The sequence below is a fragment of the Corynebacterium hindlerae genome, assembly GCF_014117265.1.
Classification (GTDB): domain Bacteria; phylum Actinomycetota; class Actinomycetes; order Mycobacteriales; family Mycobacteriaceae; genus Corynebacterium; species Corynebacterium hindlerae.
This window is the reverse complement of sequence record NZ_CP059833.1, coordinates 1448421-1471556: the sequence shown is the minus strand read 5'-3', so window position 1 is coordinate 1471556 and position 23136 is coordinate 1448421. Positions and strand designations below refer to the sequence as shown.

Below are 23136 nucleotides of genomic sequence, written 5' to 3'. Positions count from 1 at the left end.
TCTCGACTCTACCTAACTTTAAGCCTTATCTTTCGGTGGGTGGCGGGTTCGCCGCCAGTTAAGGCTTAAGGGGTTGGGAAATTTAGCGTACCGATGGGATTTTTAAGGCCTGGATCGTCCCATCCGTACGCTGGATTTGCGGGCGCTTACACTGCACTATCCCAATCCAACTCGTAAAAATCCGCAGTCGGCAATGGGCTGATATCCGTGACCCACGCTAGATCGAGGTAGGGCAGTGTTGCCTGGAGTTGCTGGCCTGGTGTCGGTGGTAGGGGGTCTGGGGTCCATGGGGTGTAGGGGAAGAGGGTGTCATTCCATTCGCCATAGTCGCTGAGGAAAACCAGTTTGGATGGGGCGTTGAAAGTGATGGTGGCGAAGCCTTGCGGTAGGTCGTGCTCGAGGTCGTACAGCAGGAATGCGTCGCCAAGGGTGAGCGGTCCCCACCATGCCCAGATGGGAGGGTTGCCTGCGCAATCGATGCCGTGGGTGGCCATGTTTGACACCATGCCTCGGTACGCTTCGGTCCAGCTGCATGAGCAAATCCGATCCCAATCGCCTGTGAGTGTTCCGGTTTCTTTTAACCGGGCCACCTGGGGGAGGGGTTGGAATGTTTTGAGCTGAAGCGTGGTCATTGGTTTCAAGGGTAGATGACGGGTGTGTTGCCATTTGAGCTCCAGGGCATGAAACCTGAGGAGTTTCGCGCCCGACGCCCTATCGCCCAGCGTCTGGTGCCTGCGTTCAAGCTGGTCACGCCCCTCGACGCTGCTCGCTGGATGCTTGCAACCCAGGCGCAACAGTACGATTCAGGTGTTAAGGCCCTGCAGGCGCGCGCTAACGCCGACAATTTCGATGGTATCGTCCGCTGCTGGTCGCAGCGCGGCACGCACCACTTCCTGGCCGCCGAGGACGCGCCGTGGATGATGCGGTCGTGCGCGCCCCGCGCGGAGGCAGCCGCCGCTAAACGACGCCCAGGCCTCGGCATCACTTCCTCTGATTATGCGCGCGCAAAGGCTGCTTTTCATGAGGCGCTGTCTTCCGGCCCGGTACCGCGTAAATTGGCCTATGAAATCATGGGGTTTGATGGTGCGCAGGGCTCTCATCTGCTGCGATCTTTCGGTTCTACGGGGGATGTGGTGCAGATCGACAAGGATGTGTTTGCATTTTCGGGGCCGGGCCTCGACTTGGAAGGCGATGATGCTCTGGCTGAACTCGGCACCCGGTATTTCCACTCCCGTGGTCCTGCGACAGTCCAGGATTTGGCCTGGTGGAGTGGGCTCACGGTGCGTGATGCGAAACGGGCAGCGAGCTTGGCGCGCGACGTGATCCAGGTGGGAGAGCATTGCATGGGAGCCTATCAGGAAAATGTGTCCTTGGATGGCGTCCTTGGAAACCAGCTTGACCTCCCGGCTTTCGACGAATACCTGCTCGGATACAAGGACCGCTCGGTGGTTTGTCCAGCAGAATTAGTACCCATTGTGGGGCCAACAAAGAACGGAATGTGCAGGCCGTTTCGGGTGGTCGATGGAGAGGTAGCGGTGGTGGGGTAATCGCTCACCCGATCTGGGAAACCAGAGTTCAGTTATCCCTCAAATGGCTGAATCCACGTCAAGAGCTTTTCGAATTCAGCCGGCGTCACGATCCGGGTGCCCAGCTCGGTGGCTTTATCCAACTTTTTGCCACTAAAAGATCCGTCGGTCACCAGCATGACCGTCTTCTTGCTAACGCCTGAAGCGAGGTACACGCCCGCTTTCTTAAGCTGATTCTCCAATTGTGATCGCAGGGCATCGTCTACTCCCGTGAAAACTACGTTATCGCCGACATGCAACGGCTCGCCCACATTCCAGTCGTCGGGCAAGGGAGGAAGTCCCTGGGACAGAGCGACATACCTGCGCTTTTGTGCCTCACGGAAAAACCTTGTTGCCAGCTTCTCGGGAATCCCAAGCATCATCAGGGCGGTCTTAATCTCCGTGCGTTCGTGCTTGCTAAAAATGTCATCAGCAACTGCATTATCGGCAAGTGAGGCTGCAACAGCGCGATGAATCTCTGTCACCTCTTCATCTGACAGTTGGCTCATTTGTTGTAGTTCTGCCAGTGCTTGAGATTCGCTTTCAGTAAGTTCATGGTCAGCCAAGGCCAAAAGAAGTACTTCCACGTAGTTGGCTGCGTTGTCATTGGAGACATGCTCAAGTACGGAGGAAGCACTGATCTGAGAAATGAGCGGGGCTGCTTCAGTCTTCCTGGAGTTCTGCTTCCTGATCGGTGGCTTTGGGAGCGATTTCCGTTCGGGTGTGCGTTGAGGGGAACGAGAGGGCAATGTCGGCCATTGAACTCGTCGAGCTTCATTAGGCAGCCGGTGGAATTGGTGGACGGATTTACTTTTAGAGTCGAGAGCCAGCATCGTCTGGAGTAGGCGAGTTGTTGCTCTCGCATCGCCAAGTGCATTGTGCTGATCAACATGTGCAAAACCGGCGGCGTGACAACACGCTTCCAATGTGTAACGGTGCAGCTGGGGAAGTAGCGAGCGTGAGGCCTGCAGAGTGCACAAATGTGGGGTCTGAGGCCAATCCCAGCCTGCACGCCGAAATTCGTTCTGAAGAAACGCAAGGTCAAACTTGGCGTTGTGACAGACCAAAGCATGACCTGCAAGTTGTGAAGCAATGAAGGGAGCCAGGTGTGCAAAGGTTGGGGCGTTGCGCACGTCGTCATCGGTAATGCCGTGAATGTGAGTAGCACCGACGGGCCCCTCCGGGTTCATACGCGAACTCCACTCCGCCAGCGGCCGACCGAAGTGATCCGTTCTGACCAGAGCTAATTCCAGAATTCGGTCGTTCTTTGGAGAAAGGCCGGTGGTTTCAATATCGATCACCATGAATGCAGGACCGGTGCTTGCCGACGGCCTTGGCGCTAGTTTCGGTGAAGAGAACAGGCTGCGCAGCCACTCAAATAATCCCATACGGCAATTGTGACACAGTTTTCACTAGCCATGAACGGATCTAATAAATCGGCACAATCGTGCCGATTTTGGGAAATTTGGCACTGTGTCCACATCAATAACTATCTAATCGGCACGATCGTACCTAAAGGGGGTTGCAGATACGTTGAGCGAGGCCTATTCTGACCGATATAGGCACGATCGTGCCTGAAATGGCGGAGCGGAAATGGAACTAATCCACGAAACAATCAGAACAAGACGCAAAGAACTCGACCTCACCCAAGAAGATCTTGCGGACCTGGCACAGGTGAGTGAGCGACTAGTTAGGTCGATCGAAGCCGGTAAAGAAACGGTGCGCGTGGACAAGCTGCGCGCCGTGCTGGCGGTTCTTGGACTAGAGCTAACCACCGTCATTCACGTGCCTGAGGCGCTGCGATGATCGCCGGGGTGTGGATCGGAGAGCAGCAGGTTGCCGAGTTGGAGCGGACGCGAGAATACGTAGAATTTCGCTACCTTCCTGAGACAACCATCCCGGTTGCAACCACCCTGCCGATGAAGCAAAGCCCAGTGCGGACCCAACCCGGCGCTCTCCCACCATTCTTCGCCGGATTGCTTCCCGAAGGTCGACGCCTTTCTGCGTTGAAGCGCTCTGTCAAGACCTCAGCCGATGACGATCTCGGGCTGTTGCTCGCCGTGGGTGGGAACACTGTTGGCCGAGTGGTGGTGCTGCCTGAGGGGGAGCGCCCGAAAAAGCCCGAAGCGAGCATCGATTTGGACGCGCCTGACCTCGACTTCGAAAACGTACTGGCAGACGCAGGCGTGCCCGATCCCAATGCGATTGCTGGGGTGCAGGAGAAGGCCTCGGCGCGGACCATTGCCTTTCCTATGGGGGAGGAGGCGATCGTAAAGATCTCGCCGCCAGAGCATCCCTGGCTTGTCGAAAACGAATACGCCTGCATACAGGCGTTCCGGGGTATGAAGGGGCAGAAGAACAAGATTGTTGACGCCAAGGTAATCCGTGACCAGCATGGTCGATCTGGACTGGTCATTAAGAGATTCGATGGCCAATTCCCCCACAAACATGCTGTCGAAGACGCCGGCCAGCTCCTGAATATCTATCCGGCAGACAAATACAACGTCAGTTTCGAAGAGGTAACCGAAGCGGTGCTCGGTGTAGTCAGCTCGCCCATACTCGCAGCTCAAGGACTCGCTACCCAGCTTGCATTCTCTTGGCTAAGCGGTAATGGAGACCTCCACGCCAAGAATGTTTCCGTCATTAATAAAGGACAGGGGTTCGAGCTCTCCCCGGTCTACGACATCCCCAGCACCGCCCCCTATGGTGACACCTCGATGGCACTCAGCGTTGCGGGCAACAGAAATGGCCTTAGCCGCAAGAGATTCCTGAAGTATTGCGAAGACTACGGCCTAAGCGAAAAGAAAGCGAACAGCATCGCGGACGAAGCAGTAAAGGCCACCGACAACCTCGCACGGGCGCTTATCGACGCCTGTCCCTGGGATTCCCGTCGCCAAAGGGATCTAGTGAGGATTCTGCGGAGTCGCAGGCGGCATTGGTAGAGGTAATCAGGCAAAATATTACTTATGTCTTCTTTCCGTGATGCCATCGCTGAACTCCGTACGCTCCCATCGGCTGCTGAGCAGGGACTCAGCTTTGAAAAGCTCATGGTGAACTACTTCAAGGCTGATCCGGTGCTCAAGGAACGCTATGACGAGGTCTATCGTTGGGGCGATTGGAAGTACAACGGAGGCAAAGCGGATACCGGAATCGACTTGGTCGCCCGTCGACGTGATGACCAACGCTGGACGGCAATCCAGTGCAAGTTCTACCTGCCGCAGACCTATCTGCAGAAGCGGCACTTGGATTCGTTCTTCGAGGCGTCAGGACGTAGTTTCCAGACCGAGAACGGCGTCGAGACTTTTGCCAACCGCATCATTATTTCCACCACCGATAATTGGTCGAGTAATGCGGAATCCGCGTTGGAAAACCAGATCATTAAGACCAACCGCATCGGGGTGAGCGACATTGCGGAATCGCCGATCAACTGGGACATTGTGTTCCCTGGTTCGGAGATTCAGATCAACCTGACGAGAAAAGAGTTCTTCGAACCGCGTCCACACCAGGAAGAAGCCATCAAGAATGTCCTGCAAGGTTTCAAAACGCATGATCGAGGCAAGCTCATCATGGCTTGCGGTACGGGCAAGACTTTTACTTCGTTGCGGTTGGCGGAACGTTTTGCAGCTGAGCTGAATCCGACTAATCCTAAGGCCCGGGTGTTGTTCCTAGTGCCGTCGATTAGCTTGCTTTCTCAGAGCTTGAAGGAGTGGTCGGCCCAGGCGCAGCTGGATCTGCGCACCTACGCGGTGTGCTCGGATACCAAGGTAGGCAAGGAAGCGGAGGACATCGCCAGTTACGATCTGGAGATCCCCGTCAGTACGAATGGCGCGGAAATCAGTGAGGAACTGAGCAAGGGCAAACGCAAAGCTGGGCTAACAGTTGTTTTCTCCACTTACCAGTCCATTCCTGCGATCCATGACGCGCAAGAAAAGGGCCTTGACCCATTCGACTTGGTCATTTGCGATGAAGCGCACCGCACCACGGGCGCGACGCTGCATGGCGACGACCCATCAAACTTCAACCGGGTCCACGACGCGAAGTACATCAAAGCCGGAAAGCGCCTGTACATGACGGCCACACCACGCCTGTTCGATGACACTGTCAAAGGCAAGGCCGTTGAGCACTCCGCCGAGCTGTTCTCCATGGACGATGAGGCGGTCTATGGTCCTGAAATGCACCGCCTCGGATTCGGTGAGGCGGTGTCGAAGGACCTGCTCACGGACTACAAAGTCCTGGTCATGACAGTGGACGAGTCGGTGGCAGCCGACGCGATGGCGCGTATGGCGCCTACCGAGGAGCTGACCCTCACCCAGGCATCCGCAATGATCGGCGCGTGGAATGCCTTTGCCAAGCGCTCGGGAACCGAACAAGGCAAGAAAGGTGGCTTTGAAGAGGGCGCACTCCCAATGGAGCGCGCGGTCGCGTTTGCCAAGGACATCAAGACCTCTAAGAATATCGCCGCTTCGTTCCCGCAGCTCATTGCGAGCCACACCGATTTCCTTCGGGAGAAAGCCGTGCTCAACGACGTCTCCCTCCACAACGTGGACCTGCGAGTGACCGCCGATCATGTGGACGGAGGGATGAATGCACTGACTCGCAAAGAAAAGTTGACGTGGCTCAAGGCCGCGAAAGAACAGGACGAAATTCGTGTCTTGACCAACGCCCGCTGCCTTTCTGAGGGCGTGGATGTGCCGGCGCTGGATTCGGTGGTGTTCTTCAACCCCCGCAATTCGATTGTGGACGTAGTGCAGTCCGTCGGCCGGGTGATGCGTAAGTCGGAGGGCAAGGAGTATGGCTACATTATCCTTCCGGTGGCTGTCCCCCCAGGTAAGAGCCCCGCTGAGGTGCTGAATGACAACAAGCGCTTCAAGGTTGTCTGGCAGGTGCTGAACGCCCTCCGTGCCCACGATGAGCGGTTCAATGCCCGAGTCAGCTCCGTCAATCTCAACGAAGGCGATCACGAAAAGCTCCCCGTCGAGCACGACCACGTGGGCGACACCAAGAAGCCGGATAACTTTGACACGGGCAAGGACGAAGTCACCCAGTTGGTGTTGTTCTCGCTGGAGGAATGGCAGGAAGCGATCTACACCAAAATCGTGGACAAGGTCGGCACCCGCACGTATTGGGAGGATTGGGCCGAGGACGTCGCGGGCATCGCGCAGGCACAGATGGAGCGCATTAGGGCGCTTATCGACGCCGCCGACCCCACAATCCGCAAAGAATTCGACATCTTCGTCGAGGGCTTACGGGGCAACCTGAACGACTCGATTACCGAAGACGATGCGATCAGCATGTTGTCCCAGCACCTGATCACCGCGCCGGTGTTCAACGCGCTGTTTAACTCGGAGAACTTCGGGAAAATGAACCCGGTTGCCCGCGTGATGCAACGCATGGTCGACGCGCTTGATGACAAGAAACTGGAGACCGAAACCCAGCCACTGGAAAAGTTCTACGCGGACGTGCGCCTGCGCGCCGAAGCCTTGACCAGCGCCTCCGGCAAACAGCAGGTAATTAAGGAACTGTACGAGAAGTTCTTCCGCAAGGCTTTCAAAAAGCAGTCCGAAGCCCTCGGCATCGTCTACACCCCGGTCGAAATCGTGGACTTCATCCTCCGCGCCGCCAACGACCTGTCTATCAAACACTTCGGCCGCGGGCTTACCGACGAAGGCGTCCACATCCTCGACCCATTCACCGGCACCGGTACCTTCATGGTGCGCCTCCTGCAGTCCGGTTACATCACACCAGAAGACCTAGCGCGCAAGTATGCCTCCGAGCTGCACGCCACCGAAATCATGCTGCTCGCATACTACGTGGCCACCGCGAACATCGAAATGACCTACAACGCGCTACGGGAAGAGGCTGCGCTTCGCGACGGCACCGAGGCTCCAGAATACGAGCCGTTCCAGGGCATCGCGCTTGCCGATACGTTCCAGGTTTATGAGGATGGCGACGTTCTTGACCTTGACGTATTCCGAGAGAACAACGCCGCGATCACCCGGCAGATTGAGGCACCGATCAACGTGATTGTTAGCAACCCACCGTACTCGGTAGGTCAAAACAGTGCTAACGATCTGAATGCGAATCTCAAGTATCCGACCTTGGATAAGCGAATTGAAGAGACCTACGCGGCTAAGTCGACCGCGACGAACAAGAACTCGCTTTATGACTCCTACCTGCGCGCATTCCGCTGGGCGACGGACCGCATTGGTGATCGGGGCGTAGTCGCGTTTGTAACCAACAACGGCTGGATTGACGGAAATACCGGGGGGGGGGGTACGCCTTTCAATGGCAGAGGACTTCTCGGACATTTACATTTTCAATCTGCGCGGCAATTCCCGAACAACAGGCGATTTGGCGAAACGAGAAGGCGGAAACGTCTTCAATATTCGTGTAGGTGTGGCAGTCACCGTAGGAATCAAAGACAGTAGCAAGAAAGGCTGCAGTATTCACTACTACGAATCGCCTGACTACGCCACGCCGGAAATGAAAACAAAATACGCCACCCAAGCGACTGTCACGGAAATTGACTGGCGAATGATTCAACCAAACGAATATGGCGATTGGTTGAGCCAGCGGTCTGTTGACTTTGAGAAGTGGCCGGTAATTGGGGACAAGAAGACTGACACGAATAATTTCTTTGAACGATTTTCCCGAGGGCTTTCCACTGCTCGCGATTCCTGGGCGTATTCGTTTGGCAAGATGAATCTGCAAGGGAATATGAGCACATTGGTTTCGGCTTATAACGATGCTCGTTTGCAGTTCCGAGCGTGGGCAGAGGCCGAAGGGTTGGTTTCCCCGAAAGAAGCTGATTTCAACCAGTTCCTCATCGCTTTTCCTGCTTTAGCGGATACCACAAAGATCTCGTGGAACCGCACTCTCAAGAACCACGCAGTGAGAAATCGAGAGATTGAATTGGACGGGAATCGGACTTACACGTCAGCGTATCGTCCATTCACAAAGCTGCAGGGGCTTTTCGATCCTCCGTTGAACGACATGACGTACCAACTCCCATCGATGTTCCCGACTCCGGAGCATCGAAATATTGGATTTGAAGTAATGGCGCCACGCGATGCAGCGCAGTTTGCAGTGCTAGCTGTCGATCAGATTCCAGACCTTTCGTTTTTTACCTTCACAGGCCAGTTCTTCCCCCGTTTCACGTGGGAAAAGGTTGAGGCTCCTGAAGGGGAATTGGATCTTGCGGCTGTGGACGTCGATAAGCCTGGCGAGGCGAGCAAGTACGGTGAGGTCGGTGAGGTCGTGGCGGGGTACCGGCGCGTCGATAATGTGACCGACGAGGTCAAGAAGCTGTACCGGGATGAGCTGGGCACGGATATTTCCGGCGATGACATCTTCCACTTTGTGTACGGAAAGCTGCACGATCCGGAGTATCGGGAGAAATATGCGGCGGATTTGAAGAAGATGCTGCCGCATATTGAAACGCCTCCGACGCGGGATGAGTTCGACAAGTTTGCCGTGGCCGGCGAGAAGCTCATGTCGCTGCACGTCGGGTATGAGGATGTGGAGCCGTACCCGGTTACGGTCGAATTGAAGGCGGGCGCGGATCCGGAGGACCGGGAGACGTGGCGCGTTAGCGCGAAGAAAATGAAGTGGGCGAAGAAGGGCGACTTCACGCGGATCAAGTACAACAATGTGGTGACCATCTCCAACGTCCCGGCGGACGCCGAGGAATACATGTTGGGATCGCGATCGGCGTTGGCATGGATCTTTGACCGCTATTACCTCAAAAAGGACACGGCTTCGGGCATTGTGAATGACCCGAACGACTGGGCCGATGAAGTGGGTAATCCGCGGTACATCGTGGACCTCATTGCCAAAGTTGCACGCGTGGCCGTGGAGACGAATGACATTGTGAAGGGGTTGTAGATCTGCAACGCATTGACCCCTGAAGAGCAAAAATCCTCAGGGGGTCAATGGATAAAATGCACAAGCGCGTGGCTAGTGCTCCTTGGATCCTCTAGGGTAGTCAAGGAGTCACGAGTGCTGCATGTTGAAAACGTCAAGTTCATTAAACCATCGAAAATATGAGATTGGTGTATGGCTAACTCTATTTGACATGGGTTGTTGTCTGTCCGCCCCGGGCGCTGTCTCCAATATTGAATTCGCCACATGATGTTTCGCTTGTTTGTTCTAACATGGGGTTTAATGTTACATAGCTGAGGTATGATCTTTTGGTGGCTAAATCAAAAAATTTTTCGCTCCCAAATCGAGTACCTGTCTCTACGATCTACCTTGACGAGTCAGGTGCTCGAAACTCTAGTGGTGGATTCTTTGTTGTTGGATTCGTAAAAGTTCGAAATGCTCCTAGTCTTGAGCGAGAAATCCGCCACCTAAGACAAAAGCATGGATTCTATAGAGAGATCCATTTTGCCGACATTAAGGCGGACAAAGTGGCCTTCTACTTCGAGGTTGTGGAAGTGCTTGCAGCAGCCGACGTTAGGGTTGGCGGGTCAGTATATGACTCAAAGACATTGTTCGATGATGACCGCGAAACTTGGGAGCAGCAAGCGCTCATGGCCGCCCGTTTGATCCAAGGTAATATTAATCGGGGAGAATTGGTTAATGTTTTCATGGATCTGGTGCAAACCCCGCAGGGATTCACCGTTGCGGAGACGGTGAAGCACGAGGTGAACCGGAAACTGGGAAGCCGCTGCATTGTTGAAGCATACGATGTTGATTCGCAAGTAATGGACTTTGTGCAACTCGCCGACCTTGTTGCTAGTTCTATTGCATATGAACGGCGTCGCGATCGGAAACCGGACAATGCGAAACGTCAAACCCCCAAGGCTCGGGTGGCATCGCGACTACGCCGAGCTCTGGAATTAGACAGTTTTGAGGACGTACAGGAAGGAAAAGTCAATATAATGACCGTGCGTCAATTGAAGTGATCGACGCTGTTGACAACAGCGGTTAGGGCCGTATAATCATTGGTGCTCGAGGAATTGGACTAACCCTCCACCACCCGAGAGCCCGGCTGCGACTAGAATCGCTTTCCCGGAATCACGCATATTGGTTTGCGTCAACATACTTTGATGGCCTTCTAGTTTCCTAACAGGAGATTAGGGGGCTATCTTCATAACTCCTAGGTTGCCCAGGTTTGGCGTGGTTGCTCCAAACAGTGACTGTCCCACCTACCGGGAACCATTGTGACCTCAACGTAGGCGTCGTTCAGTGATCACCACCCAAGCCGGTATAGCCGATCGGACAGTTAATGATAAGTTCAATTCGGTACCTATTAGGCTGCAATCCCCCGCCAATACGACATTGAGAAAGGGCTCTCTGTCACGTGAGTGAGCTTTCCGCCAGGCAAGACTTCGATCTTTTTATCGAAGCTGCTCCACTGCCCAGCATCCAGCATGCACTGGGAAGTAACCATGACGTTTACTCTGGATTAGACGAGCTTATCGACAACAGTATCGACGCCGGAGCGTCGAAAATTGCCATCGTATTCCACCTGGTAGAAGGTTTGGTTGATGAGGTTCACATCCATGATGATGGACATGGAATGAGCCAAGAGACCTTGGAAAACATCCTCCGGCTCGGCGCACACAATCCCCAAAAATCGAACGGTATCGGGCGTTACGGAGTAGGACTGAAAGAAGCCTCCCTTTCTAACTCGACCCAAACCTCTGTCATTTCTGCTGAAGAGCACGCCCAACCAGTAGGGCGCACAATGTTCTCGGGAAGCTTCCAAGTCGGAGTGCTCTCTGCGCCCCAGGTGGATAGGCTTTGGGCTGAGCGTCGCAAAGCAATTGGCGGAGGGTCAGGAACCACCGTCATCTGGCACAACCTCATCGACTCATACCAGGGCAGCGACCCCGATCAGGCGCGCGCGTACCTGTCCCTGCTGACGGTGAAAATCAGTCAGCATATTGGATTGCGTTACCATCGTTTCCTCGCCGACCAACCAGAATTGGTGTCGCTGTATGTCCAACAAGGTCCCACTGCGACACCATTCAAGACCGGACGCGTCCAACCCATCAACCCGTTTGGCTATCCCCGTCCTGGCGCGCCGGGATACCCGAAGAAGCTTACCGTTGGAGGGGAGGAAAATGCGCCGGGCATTACCGTGCACCTTTGGCCAGAATCGAAATCGGTGAACTTCGTGCTGGACCGCGCGGGGAACTATTCTCACCAGGGGTTCTATCTGTACCTTAACGGTCGACTGATCACAGAAGGCGACTGGCTTAACTTGATCAAACCCGCCCGCAATCTGCGACTTGCCAGGGTCGAAATCGACGACCCGAGAGTGATCGATGAGTACTTCACTATTAGTCCACAAAAAGGAGCGGTGCGAACACGCAATAGTTTTCATGAGTTCGTAGAAAGCTTGCGTGATCCTGCAAACAGATCCTTTGGCTTCGAGGAATTTATTGATTATGCAGTTGAAATAGCTCAAGAGAATAACAAGCGTGATTCCAAGCTAAAGCCAATTGTCCCACCGGGGAAAGGCATGGCGGAACCGGTGGTTGAGGTCATTGAAGAAACCGCCGCATTTGCGCCGCGTGATCCCATCAACGTGGTGTGGACTAGCAGAATCTCCGATGAAGGTTTCGCCAACATTGACTTTCGTTCCAACACCATCCGACTTAATGAGGCACTGCGACCAGCTCTGGGACTAACCGGTAGCGAGGCGGAGGATGCGCCCTTGCTCCGAACATTGGCGTACCTGCTTTTTAACGAGTTTTTTGACATGGCGCGAAAATCCCAGCGAGCCATGGACAAACTGGCGCTTTACCAAGCTGCCTTGGATGCCGCCGTTGCGGAAGAAATTGAAGCACACGAACGTCGCCTTCTCACCCCCAAACGGAAATCGACATCACCTGCTTACCCGGAGCTGCAGTGGAAGTTGGGTAAGAATAAGGCTGAGCAATGCAGTAGTGCACCTGCGGACCGACTAGAAGTGGAGAGCGTCGATGAGCCTGGAACACCGCGAAGGCGCCGTTACCGGACCGATGACAGCCGGTCTTGGGCAGAAATATTTGCCGATTTCCTGGATTGAGAACCGCTGGGCAACCGGCGAATTGACCGATATCTCCTTGCAACAGGGAACTGACGTCAGTCTCATTATCAATCCTCGTGAGCGTTACCTTGGTTTACGCGTCGAAGCTAGCGGCTTCGACTTTGAAAAAGACCAGACCGGCATCGGCGATCTGAGGAATCTCCGATTGCGCAAGGAAGAGCGCTTCGATGACGCCGAGAAAGCGATCGTCGAAGTTCTCGTTGACGGATCCAATCTCACCGCGCCTTATTACTTCCTCCGCAACATCGCCACGCTGATCCAGCAATACGGAGTCTCCCCTGTGGTCGCAATTCGAGACTCCGTCTCAGGCTTTCGTGAATTGCTGCAAGGCTTCAAAATGGTTTCCCAGGCAACTGAAATTGGCCTGCTAGGTGAGGTTATGGTTCTCCGTCACCTTGTCCGCAGTGGGCTCAAAACCGTCGACGAAGCCGTCGCTGCATGGCTGGGGCCACTCGCAGAAGAACACGACTTTACCTTCGCTACCTGCGATATTGAAGTGAAAACAACTTCTAGTGAAGAACGATCTCACATAATCTCCTCGTTATCACAACTGCAAGCAACTCTGGGCAAAAACTTACTCTTCGCGTCCCTCCAGGTAACAAAAACCGCCGAAGGGGGCGAGACCCTCATGGAGGCAATTGACGGGCTCCGCTCGCAGCTTCACGACGCCCATGCGGCGGAATTACTGGAGACCAAGCTCGCTCGGGTTGGCATCATCGCTGAAAATCAACACCTTTACACAACTCGTTGGTTGCTGCGTACACCTATTGCCTTTTACAACGTTGACACGAATTTCCCGCGGCTCAGCGGAGACTTCGATGAACGTATTAGCAACATTTCTTACCGCATTTCCCTAGGCGGTCTCCCTGAATTGGGTTCCGCAGTGGGAAGCTATTTCGAAGAGACGAAAGGTTAAGCCATGTCCAATGACGATCTTTACAACCGTTTGAACAGCGACATTGGCTTCTACTTTGGAAATCCCCTAGTAATCGCGATGCCGCTGCTCCAGCGTTTGCAGGTCAACGTGCCTCAGGTCGGTTACGCTGAGGATCTTCTGCGCGAGTATTTTTCCGAGGCCAATGATGCGCAACTCGCGAACTTCCTTGAGCATCTGTACACGATGCTGGAGGCCGCTCCAGAAACCCTCTATCCGGCTACCGAAACCGCTCCGAATTCAACGGAGCGGCTAAGTTTTGTGTTTTCTGAGCTGGGGATCAGCGAATTCACCGAGAAGTTCTCCCGGATAGTAAATGGATTGTCCAAGCCAGTAATCGTTGACGAAGAATTCTACGATTGGTACACCCCAGAGCGACAGAAGCAACACCCTTACTACTGGAAAGCCTACCGAGGGGTGTTGCAGAAGAATGGTTGGACAGCTGACGCTATTGCGAGTGTTAACCAGCAGGCCATCGATGTGATCCGTCGCCTCGAGGATCCACTCAACCCGGGCACACACCCGCGCCGGGGGCTAGTGGTCGGTTATGTGCAATCAGGAAAAACCGCCAATTTCACTGCTGTGATGGCTAAAGCGATCGATGCCGGATATCGGATGATTATCGTTTTGGCGGGCACGCTAGATAACTTGCGTAATCAAACTCAGAGACGCTTGGATTTGGAATTATTCGGCACTGAGGCCGTCCTGGATGGCCGTGATATCAGTCAGTTGGCTGGGCCAGAACTTAAGGCAGAGACTTATTTCTCCGGTGATCCGGATTGGGATAACGGTCTCTTCCTCAGCCACGGTGATCGGCCAGGTAAGATCCACGGATATCCTCGAATTAAACGATTGACCAGCTCTGCGGCAGATTTTGATGTTGCTAAAACTGGTACAGCCAACATTGAACTTGGCGATGACATCGATGATAACTTCCTCACCGAAGAAAGACTGATGCGGACGCCGTGCTATGTCGCGGTGGTGAAGAAGAATTCTCGAGTTCTTCAAAAGTTGAATACACAGCTTGGGCGGCTGTCCAGCAACCGTAACCTACAGAAACTTCCGGCGCTAATCATCGACGATGAGTCTGACCAAGCATCAGTCAACACTTCGAAAAACAAGAATCCCGAGAAGGAAACCGAGCGAACTGCGGTGAACCGGGAGGTTGTGGCGCTGCTTCGCAACCTTCCCCGGGCTCAATACGTCGGTTACACTGCGACTCCGTTTGCCAACGTCTTCATCAACCCTGAAGATCCTGAGGATCTTTATCCAAAGGACTTCGTGCTCATGCTTGCAAAGCCGAAACCTTATCGTGGAGCAGATTGGTTCCATGATCGGTGGAAGTTTTCGGCCGATGACAATCCGACACTTGAGCAATCCAACAGTCTTGCGTTTGTTCGTGATCTCGCAGAGCCGGGTATCGCAGAGGAAGAAGGAACTGACTACTTCCAAGACTTAAAGCTGGAGGAGTTTGAAACCGCTCTGGACATGTTCGTCCTCACTGGTGCGATCAAGAAGTTCCGTGAGGCGCGAGATCCGAACCTCCGGTTCAAACATCACACAATGCTTGTCCACGAATCTGTAAAGAACGAGCACCATGGCGCTTCCGTAGAGATGCTCAGTGACATATGGAATAAGCGAGGGTATGCCATCGGCGCTGCTACTGAACACTTGCGGTCGCTGTACGAGAAAGACGTTTACCCAGTCCTGCAAGTCCCGGAGTATGTTGGCGGCAACCCAGTTCCGGGATCTTTTGACGAGCTCATTCCTTATATTTCTGAAGCTGTTAATGAGATCATTGGCGACTTGCCAATGGACAAGCAGGTTCCAATTTTGCAGGTAGATTCCGAAGGTGGCGAGGAAGCTGACTTCGAACGTGGCAAGGTGTGGAAAATCCTGGTCGGTGGCGCGAAGTTGTCACGCGGGTACACGGTGGAAGGTCTGACAGTCAGCTATTTCCGTCGCAAAGCTGGTACCGCCGATACACTCATGCAAACCGGACGTTGGTTCGGTTTCCGTAAGGGATACCAAGACCTGGTGCGACTTTACGCACCACCAAGTCTGGTTGAGATGTTCGAAGCCTCGATGCGTGACGAGGAACAATTCCGCGAAGAGGTCGCCTACTACGCAGATTTGCACGATGACGGACGGCCGGTCATCACCCCAGCTCAGTTGGCGCCGCTTGTTCAGCAAACTCTTCCAGGGCTCTTGCCAACAGCGCGCAACAAGATGTTTAACGCTTATGTGAAGTCGATGGCTTCTTCACCAATCGCGAAGGAATTCAATGGTGCCACTACGAATCCGGGAGCAAGGCGGGACAACTTCGAGCACTTTGGCAGATTCTTGCTCGAGCGCATGGGTGAGGAGCATAAGGTCGCCTACTACCGTCGTGAAGGTCAACTGACTGGTGGCAAGCCAATAATCTCCGCAGACTACTTCAATGTCAGGCTGGCAAGAATCAGTGGAAACGAGTTCCTGGAATACTTCTCCAGCGGAGTCCAGTTCTATGGGGACACAAGCGTCGACGAACCGCGTGCAGAGTATTTCCAGGTGAATGTCATTCCGCGACTTTGCTATGTTCAAGATCTGATCGAAAAGGGCGAGCTGGATGACGTCATTGTCATGATGCCAATCCCAGGTAAACAGGGGACCGAATCACTCATTGATGTCGATGGAATCCAATTTCCTGTTCCTGTAGTCAGTCGTATGCGCCGTGGAAAGAAGAAGGGCGAACGTCATGATATTGCCGGCGCTGACCGTAAGCATGTCTATGCATTGACATCTATTTCGATGGGCTGTGATCTAAGGGTTCCTCGCAAAGAAGAATTGGCTGAGCTCAAAGAATTTCAGCCACGACTTGCTGGCAAGTTTGATGCCTATCGTCAGCTACCTGTGCCTCTGGAACCTTCGCGGAAGCTTGCCGGACTTTTGATTTACTTCTTCGATGAACGCGACAAAGATGCGCGAAAAGTGGAGCCGTTTTCGGAAGTTTGGAAGAAAGCAGGAAAGCGGGGTTCCGAACACATCGGAATACAGTTTGTCCTAAGCACTCCATTCGAAGCTCTGAAATCTGCCGGCCCGGTCAAGTGGGGCGTCCGAGTCGAATCGGAGAAGGATGATGTCATAGTCGATGCAACCGAAACTGACGACGGCTAGAGAACCTCTTGAATCATTTGAAATGTGTTGGTTCTCCGAGAAACAGACCAGCGGCGCTGCTCGGGAGATTGTTCGCAAGCGCTTGCCGTGGAGCCTATTCGCTCAGCATGTGGTGCAACATCCGGTGTGGAAACCTCGGTAATCTAGAACGCCCACTTGCAGAAGGTTCAATAGACGGCTTTGGCGGACAGAGAAAGCTCGGCGGGGTTAACGGCATTTTTGAGAGGCTTAGCGGTTGGCATCTGAGTTGCACTCAGTGTTAGGATAAGCTCACGTAGTCCAGCCGTTGACCCTCCACCTATAAGGAGAGTGCCGATGACTGGGCTCAAACTCTATGGGGGAGTGGAAATTGGGGAAGCATCATTTAGGTAGGTCGGCAACGAATTTTCCACGGCGACCTATCATAACTGCCATCATGGTGGATGGCGGATTCTATCGAAAGCGAGCCAAGAAACTATTCGGAGAAAAAACTCCGCGTGAGCGGGCGGATGAACTCTTGGTTTACTGTCGGCGGCACATCCGTGAGTCCGAGAGCAGTCTTTATCGGATCTTTTACTATGATTGTCCTCCTTCAAACAAAGTACTGTACCATCCGCTAACTCAAAGCCAGCAGAATTTGGGCAAGTCGGAAGAGTATGCATGGATGACGGCATTTCTTGAAGAGATCGTCAAGAAGCGAAAAGTAGCGTTGAGGCGCGGAGAAGAGTTAGAAACTCAGAACGGATACACACTCAAACCCGGGCCTTTGAAGAAGCTCTGCCGAGGTGACATTTCAGTTACTGATCTCTGTGAGACGGACTTTTCTCTGGATATCACGCAAAAGGGTGTCGACATGCGCATCGGCCTCGATATTGCATCGCTAGCGGAACGAGGTCTAGTCAACCAAATCGTCATGATTTCCGGTGACAGTGACTTTGTACCTGCAGCCAAGCACGCTCGACGATCTGGAATCGATTTCATTTTGGATCCTATGTGGGCCAATGTCTCAAATAGCCTCAACGAACACGTGGACGGCGTTCGGGAATGCGTTTCCAAGCCGCCAAGAAACCTAGAAGATCCACTTTACGGGGCTACGCCTACGCCACTCATGGAAGAGGGGGATGAACTCTAGCTCTGCCCACCTGCCAGGAAACAAATGTGCCAAAACTTAAGTTCGATTCGGCGTCGAGAACGGCCTCCCAGTCACGCCGTCCCTGCTGCTACGCTGGACAAATAGTGCCAAAACCGCACATGCGTGCGACTTTCCATAAAAGCGTGTCCGCCCTGCTTGTTAGCGTGAGGGGTGTTCCAGTGAGAGAGCAGGAGGGCATCATGGAATTCGACCGAATTTTGTCGGACAACGACGTCGCACCGGTGACGATGACGCGGCTGATGGGCGCGATGACTGACCTTGGCATCCGGTACCGGGTGGACGAGGAGGACGACAATGAGATGTGGGCCAGCTGGCCGGGCTACATTGTGCACGTCATCTGGGATGGGCCGTTTGAACCAACGCTGCTGTTCAAGGCCCGACTGTGGGGCGATATGCACATTCGGCAACTGCCAGAGCTGATGTCGTGGATAGCTGCTTACAACAGTGAGTGCCACCAGCCGACGTTGAGCTTCTTCAAGCGCGATGAGCGGTTGACCGTGCATGTTGGTGCTTTCGTCTCCCTCAAGGGCGGTATGTCTGATGCGCAGCTCCGCGAGAACATCGACACCATGTTTAGTGGCATCAACAGGGCGGCACGTGCTGTGGCGATCGAGTTCCCCGAGCTCACCCACACCGAACCGGGATTCCTCGCCAACTTCGATGCCGACGAACTTGACCTCACGTTGCCGGTCACGAATGGGCGCATCGAAAAGACTCTCGAGATCCTTGAGGCTGAAGATATCTTTGAGCACCCCAGTGGGGACGTCACCTTCCGTAGCAACGATGTTTACCACTGTTGCAGGATTCTCGACGGCGGTACCTGGCTCCAAGTGGCCACCACTATCGGAGAAACCACTCACTTGAACGGCCTCCTCCTTGATCTTGCCAACGAACTCAACATTGAGGAACAGAGCTCCCGCTTTTGCGTGCTTCCCGACGGTGACGGCCACCAGCTTCGCTGCGAATCCAACACCTTCATTTCCATTGGCATGACCGCCGCACAGTTGGGTGAGGCGCTGCGCGACGCCGTCTGGGGCCACAACCATCTGCACTGGCGCTGCCTTCAGCGGCTTCAAGCCATGGAAAAAACTGCCTCCAACTAGCGCCGCTCCCAGTGAAACCCGGGAAACAAAACCCGGGTTTCGCCACAAAATAAGGCTGCACACTTGCTATTTTGCTGTTTTTCTTCCGAGACCCGGGTTTCACTTCCCGGGTTTCTCCGTGAAGTGGCTCTAAAACCTAAACCACTAGCAAGCCCGGTACATCTCCAGTGCCATGGCGCGAGATTCTTTCAGATCTACGATCGGTGGCGGGTAGGCCGGGCTGTGGCGGTCTGGGATCCATTTGTCCCGGTAGTGGCCGTCGGGATCGAACTTTTTGGCTTGGGTGTCCGGGTTGAAGATGCGGAAGTAGGGGGCGGCGTCGTCCCCGCAGCCGGCGACCCACTGCCAATTGAAGGCGTTGCTGGCTGGGTCGGCGTCCACGAGGGTGTCCCAGAACCATTCTTCGCCGTGGCGCCAGTGAATCCCGAGGTTCTTCGTCAGCAGGGAGCCCACCACCATGCGTACCCGGTTGTGCATGTATCCGGTGTGGATGAGTTCGCGCAGGCCGGCGTCGGCAAGCTCAATGCCTGTTTCGCCGCGCTGCCAGGCGGTGAGGTCGGCTGCGGCGGGGTGGCTGGCGCCGTCGCGGGGCATCCAATACCAGGGGAAATTCTGGAAGCGGGGCCGGATGGTGTCCTGCGTCATGGTGGGCACGTGGTAGAGGCGGTGCCAGGCGAACTCGCGCCAGCCGAGCTCCTTGCGGAAGGTCTCGGAGCTGCTGGCTTGCCAGGCGGCGCGCGGGCTGATCTCCCCGAACCTCAGGTGCGGGGAGAGGTTGCTGGTGGCGTCGATGGCGGGAAAATCCCGGTTGCGGGCGTAGTCCGGCTTAGCGAGGAAATCCTCGAGCCGCTCGGTGGCGCCACGCTCACCTGGGGTCCAGCGCTCGGCCAGCCCACGGGTCCAGTCGGGTTCGCGCCAGGCCGGGTGCGTGGGCAGCAGCGCGAGGTCATCGATCATCCGCGCGGTGGCAGCCACACCCGCCCCAGGCCCCAGCTTGCCGACGGCCAGTTCACACCCCTCCCACTGCTGCGCGGCAAGGAACTTATCCAACGCGGCAAAGTACGGGGTGAACACCTTATAGCCCGCGCCTTGTTGCGTGCGAACCTCCCACGGCTCGGCCAGGAGGAAACCGGGATAGCTGTGCGCTTCGAGGCCTGCGCTGCGGAGGTTGTCCTTGACAGTGGCATCGATATCTCGTTGTGGCTGGTGGTAGCGGCGAGTCCAGGACACAAACCGGGCCCCCACCTGGGACGCTACCTGTGGCACCACTGCCCGCGGATCCCCTGCCATCACCAGCAGGGGAATGTCATGTTCTGCCAGCTCAGTGGCGAGAGCGCGGAGGCTGTGGTGCAACCACCACTTCGTTGCCCCGCCGAGTGACCGGACCCCAGTGCCCGGGGTTTCCAGCACATAAAGCCCGATTGTGGTTCCGTGGGAGGTGGCGGCGCTGAGGGCTGGGTTGTCCTCGAGGCGGAGGTCGTCACGGAACCAGTGCAAGGCATCAGCGGTGTACATCCCAGAGATACTACCTGGGCCCAGCTACCTTATGGCAGTGGATCCGGAGACTTGGCGGGATACCTCGTCGTACATGAACTGCACCTGGGGGCCGATGATGACCTGGATGCTGCGCGCACCTGGGCGGATGATGCCGGCGACACCGGCATTCTTGATGGTGGATTCATCAATCAGGTCATCATCTTTCACAGTGACACGCAGCCGCGTAGCGCAGTAGTCCAGCGCATCAATGTTCTCTGCACCGCCGAGACCAGTGATGATGTGGCTAGCGGCCTTGGAGGTTTCCATATCCCCGGCCTCTTCTGCTGCAGCGATCTCTTCGTCATCCTCGCGGCCTGGAGTCTTGAGGTTGAGCGCGCCGATGAGGACGTAGAAGATCGCGAAGTAGAGGGCGAAGTAGATCGCGCCGAGGACCAGCAGCATCCACCACTTGTTGGACAGTGGGTTCTGGGCGGACAGCAGCATGTCGATGAAACCGGCGGAGAAACCGAAGCCCGCGGTCCAGTGGAAGAAGGTTGCGATCGCCAAAGACAGGCCCGTTAGCAGCGCGTGGACCAGGTAGAGTGCCGGTGCGAGGAACATGAAGGAGAACTCCAGCGGTTCGGTCACACCGGTGAAGAAGGCAGCCAGTGCGCCTGCCAGCATGAGCGAGCCCACAGCCTTACGACGCTCTGGCTTGGAACGCAGGTAGATAGCGAGCGCACCGCCTGGGAGGCCGAACATCATGATCGGGAAGAATCCGCCCTGGTACTGACCGATAACGCCAACCACTTCGCAGGTGTTGTTGACCCAGTTGCCAGGGCAGGATGCGGCGTCGGTAGCGGCCTGGGCAGCGGCGATGGTTTTACCGCCGTCGAGGAACTTGCCAATGTCATTAATGCCGATGACGTCAAACCAGAAGATCGAGTTCACTGCGTGGTGCAGGCCCGTCGGGATCAGGAGTCGGTTGATGAAGCCATAAAGGCCAGCGCCCAGTGGGCCCATGCCCTGGATAGCGGTACCGAAGTTGAACAGTGCGGTGTAAATCAGTGGCCACAGGACGTAGAGGATTCCCGAGAGCACAATGGAGAACAGAGAGGTCAGGATGGGGACCAGCCGACGGCCGGAGAAGAACGCCAGGAAGTCCGGTAGTTTCACGTTATGGAATCTGTTGTAGACCCACGCCGCGAGGATACCGACCAGAATGCCGAATAGCACGTTTTTCCCGCCGATGGCATCCCAGCCTTGGGAAGCCCAATGCAAGGCTTCATCGCCGGTGAGCGCTTTCGGATCTTCAATCCCCTTGTAGCTGGCCACCGCTTTCGGGCCGATCAGCGCAGTGACGGTGGCGAAACCGACGAACGCCGACAGAGCAGAGGCACCGTTGGAGTCCTTGGCCAGCCCGAAGGCGATGGCGATGGCGAAGATCCACCCGAGGTTGTGCAGCACAGCCGAACCCGACTGGATGAACACGGCTGCTAGGACGTTATCGGAGCCCCATCCCTTGGGGTCAATCCAGTAGCCAATGCCCATGAGGAGGGCTGCCACCGGCATGACGGCCACCGCGCCCATCAGGGCTTTGCCGAGGCGTTGTAATGACTGCATTACAGTTCCCATGACTTTTCCTTTCTAAATATCCTGCGTCCAGCCATGCAAGAACATGGCGAGAAATGCTGCTTCGCCCCGCGCTTCCGGAGCGGTCGTGGGTTGATTCAATAAGTTCGCGATAATCCGATTGGCAACATCAAATTCTTTGGGCAGTCGCTTTTCGACGTCCCGCTGCAGCGCATTCGCGCGCAATCGCCCCTGTTTGAGGCGCCTGAGGAGCATCGCCAACTCCATAGACAGTGCGTCCTGGTCCCCCGCATCCCCGAGTAACTGCCTAACCGTAGCGGTGGCCTGCCCGAGAGTATTGGCCACGGCCAACGGTTGTTTCACACTGGCACCTGAGCGGGCGGCGTGAAGATGAAGTGCGATGTAGGCCGCTTCATCGAGGGGTAGGTCTAGCTGGTCGAGGTGGGTATTGAGGTAGTGCACGATCAGTTCGGCAGTATGAAACTCTTCTGGGATGACGGCCCTGGTTTCTGCGATGAGAGAATTATGGATCACTTCGCCCCGGGTGGTCCGCTCCACAGCGAATGCGATGTGTTCCACCAGAATCACGTAGACGCTGGGATGGAGGTCTCCGAGCATGTCACTGGCCAAATCAATGCTGGCGCTGATGACGGTGAGCAAATGATCGTCCAGTTCGCGGAGCGAATCCAGCACGGCGCGTTGCTGCTCACTAATCTCGACGTATTCGCGACCGTCGAGTGGCGATTCAATGAGATCACCGGGTTTCTTAGCAAACCCAATTCCTTTACCTACCCGCACGCTTTCAATGGCGTTTTCCCCTGCGGTAGACACAATCAGAGCGTTGTTGCTCAAGACTCGTCTTACTCTAAATTCGGGCATGGGGGCTCCTCGGGGCAGGGAAGCGTAAACATCCGGTCATGCCTGCACACGGGCAGTAACACCCAGAAGGAAGCTAAAAATTAATTTAGTCCGTAGGGACTCTGAACGGAATAGAAAACATAACTTTTTTCATATATGCCCTTCTTGTCACATTCAACTTCCCCCATTTGGGTTTCAACGTGCCTTAAGGAAGTTCGAAAAGTAACCACAGCGGATCACTTCCGAAGAAGCAGAACCAATACGCCCAACGCTATTAC

The 23136-nt window shown here is 55.1% G+C and carries 14 protein-coding genes and 1 pseudogene; 10 read left to right on the top strand and 5 right to left on the bottom strand.

Annotated elements, in window-relative coordinates:
- Nucleotides 1-146: 146 nt before the first annotated feature.
- Nucleotides 147-632: a hypothetical protein gene (locus HW450_RS07270; RefSeq protein WP_182384991.1), complete on the bottom strand. Its 486-nt coding sequence runs from the start codon at nt 630-632 to the stop codon at nt 147-149.
- A gap of 24 nt (nt 633-656) precedes the next feature.
- Here HW450_RS07270 and HW450_RS07265 point away from each other — a divergent pair, with 24 nt between their 5' ends.
- Nucleotides 657-1547 (top strand): DNA glycosylase AlkZ-like family protein, encoded by an 891-nt coding sequence (locus HW450_RS07265; protein WP_182384990.1) that lies wholly within the window; start codon nt 657-659, stop codon nt 1545-1547.
- Between the two features lie 32 nt (nt 1548-1579).
- Here the strand turns inward: HW450_RS07265 and HW450_RS07260 are convergent, their stop codons facing one another.
- Nucleotides 1580-2953: an exonuclease domain-containing protein gene (locus tag HW450_RS07260; RefSeq protein ID WP_182384989.1), complete on the bottom strand. Its 1374-nt coding sequence runs from the start codon at nt 2951-2953 to the stop codon at nt 1580-1582.
- Between the two features lie 205 nt (nt 2954-3158).
- Here HW450_RS07260 and HW450_RS07255 point away from each other — a divergent pair, with 205 nt between their 5' ends.
- From HW450_RS07255 to HW450_RS07215, 9 genes and pseudogenes are all read left to right on the top strand, one after another.
- Entirely contained in the window at nt 3159-3371 is a 213-nt protein-coding gene (locus HW450_RS07255; protein ID WP_182384988.1) for a type II toxin-antitoxin system Y4mF family antitoxin, read from the top strand.
- Nucleotides 3368-4507 (top strand): type II toxin-antitoxin system HipA family toxin, encoded by a 1140-nt coding sequence (locus HW450_RS07250; RefSeq protein ID WP_182384987.1) that lies wholly within the window; start codon nt 3368-3370, stop codon nt 4505-4507. Before HW450_RS07255 ends, HW450_RS07250 begins: the two co-directional genes overlap by 4 nt.
- Nucleotides 4508-4531: 24 nt before the next feature.
- Nucleotides 4532-9449: pseudogene (locus tag HW450_RS07245) on the top strand (DEAD/DEAH box helicase).
- Between the two features lie 308 nt (nt 9450-9757).
- Nucleotides 9758-10471 (top strand): DUF3800 domain-containing protein, encoded by a 714-nt coding sequence (locus HW450_RS07240; protein WP_220463888.1) that lies wholly within the window; start codon nt 9758-9760, stop codon nt 10469-10471.
- A 398-nt stretch (nt 10472-10869) separates the two neighbouring features.
- The gene (locus HW450_RS07235; protein WP_182384985.1) at nt 10870-12585 is read left to right on the top strand and encodes an ATP-binding protein; all 1716 of its coding nucleotides are present in this window, start codon (nt 10870-10872) and stop codon (nt 12583-12585) included.
- Nucleotides 12500-13522 (top strand): PD-(D/E)XK motif protein, encoded by a 1023-nt coding sequence (locus tag HW450_RS07230; RefSeq protein ID WP_182384984.1) that lies wholly within the window; start codon nt 12500-12502, stop codon nt 13520-13522. Before HW450_RS07235 ends, HW450_RS07230 begins: the two co-directional genes overlap by 86 nt.
- 3 nt (nt 13523-13525) lie before the next feature.
- On the top strand, nt 13526-16696 hold the full coding sequence (locus HW450_RS07225) for a Z1 domain-containing protein (RefSeq protein ID WP_182384983.1): 3171 nt from the start codon (nt 13526-13528) through the stop codon (nt 16694-16696).
- A 415-nt stretch (nt 16697-17111) separates the two neighbouring features.
- A complete protein-coding gene (locus HW450_RS07220; protein ID WP_182384982.1) occupies nt 17112-17807 on the top strand; it encodes an NYN domain-containing protein in 696 nt (231 codons plus the stop codon).
- 200 nt (nt 17808-18007) lie between these two features.
- Entirely contained in the window at nt 18008-18931 is a 924-nt protein-coding gene (locus tag HW450_RS07215; RefSeq protein ID WP_182384981.1) for a YbjN domain-containing protein, read from the top strand.
- Between the two features lie 144 nt (nt 18932-19075).
- On the opposite strand, the gene HW450_RS07210 is transcribed toward HW450_RS07215, so the two are convergent.
- The 3 genes from HW450_RS07210 to HW450_RS07200 are packed head-to-tail and all read right to left on the bottom strand — an operon-like array spanning nt 19076 to nt 22879.
- Nucleotides 19076-20446 (bottom strand): cryptochrome/photolyase family protein, encoded by a 1371-nt coding sequence (locus HW450_RS07210; RefSeq protein ID WP_182384980.1) that lies wholly within the window; start codon nt 20444-20446, stop codon nt 19076-19078.
- 24 nt (nt 20447-20470) lie between these two features.
- Nucleotides 20471-22042: an N-acetylglucosamine-specific PTS transporter subunit IIBC gene (nagE, locus tag HW450_RS07205; protein WP_182384979.1), complete on the bottom strand. Its 1572-nt coding sequence runs from the start codon at nt 22040-22042 to the stop codon at nt 20471-20473.
- A 12-nt stretch (nt 22043-22054) separates the two neighbouring features.
- Nucleotides 22055-22879 carry a PRD domain-containing protein gene (locus HW450_RS07200; RefSeq protein ID WP_182384978.1) on the bottom strand — a complete coding sequence of 275 codons (825 nt, stop codon included), beginning with the start codon at nt 22877-22879 and terminating at the stop codon, nt 22055-22057.
- Between the last annotated feature and the right edge of the window lie 257 nt (nt 22880-23136).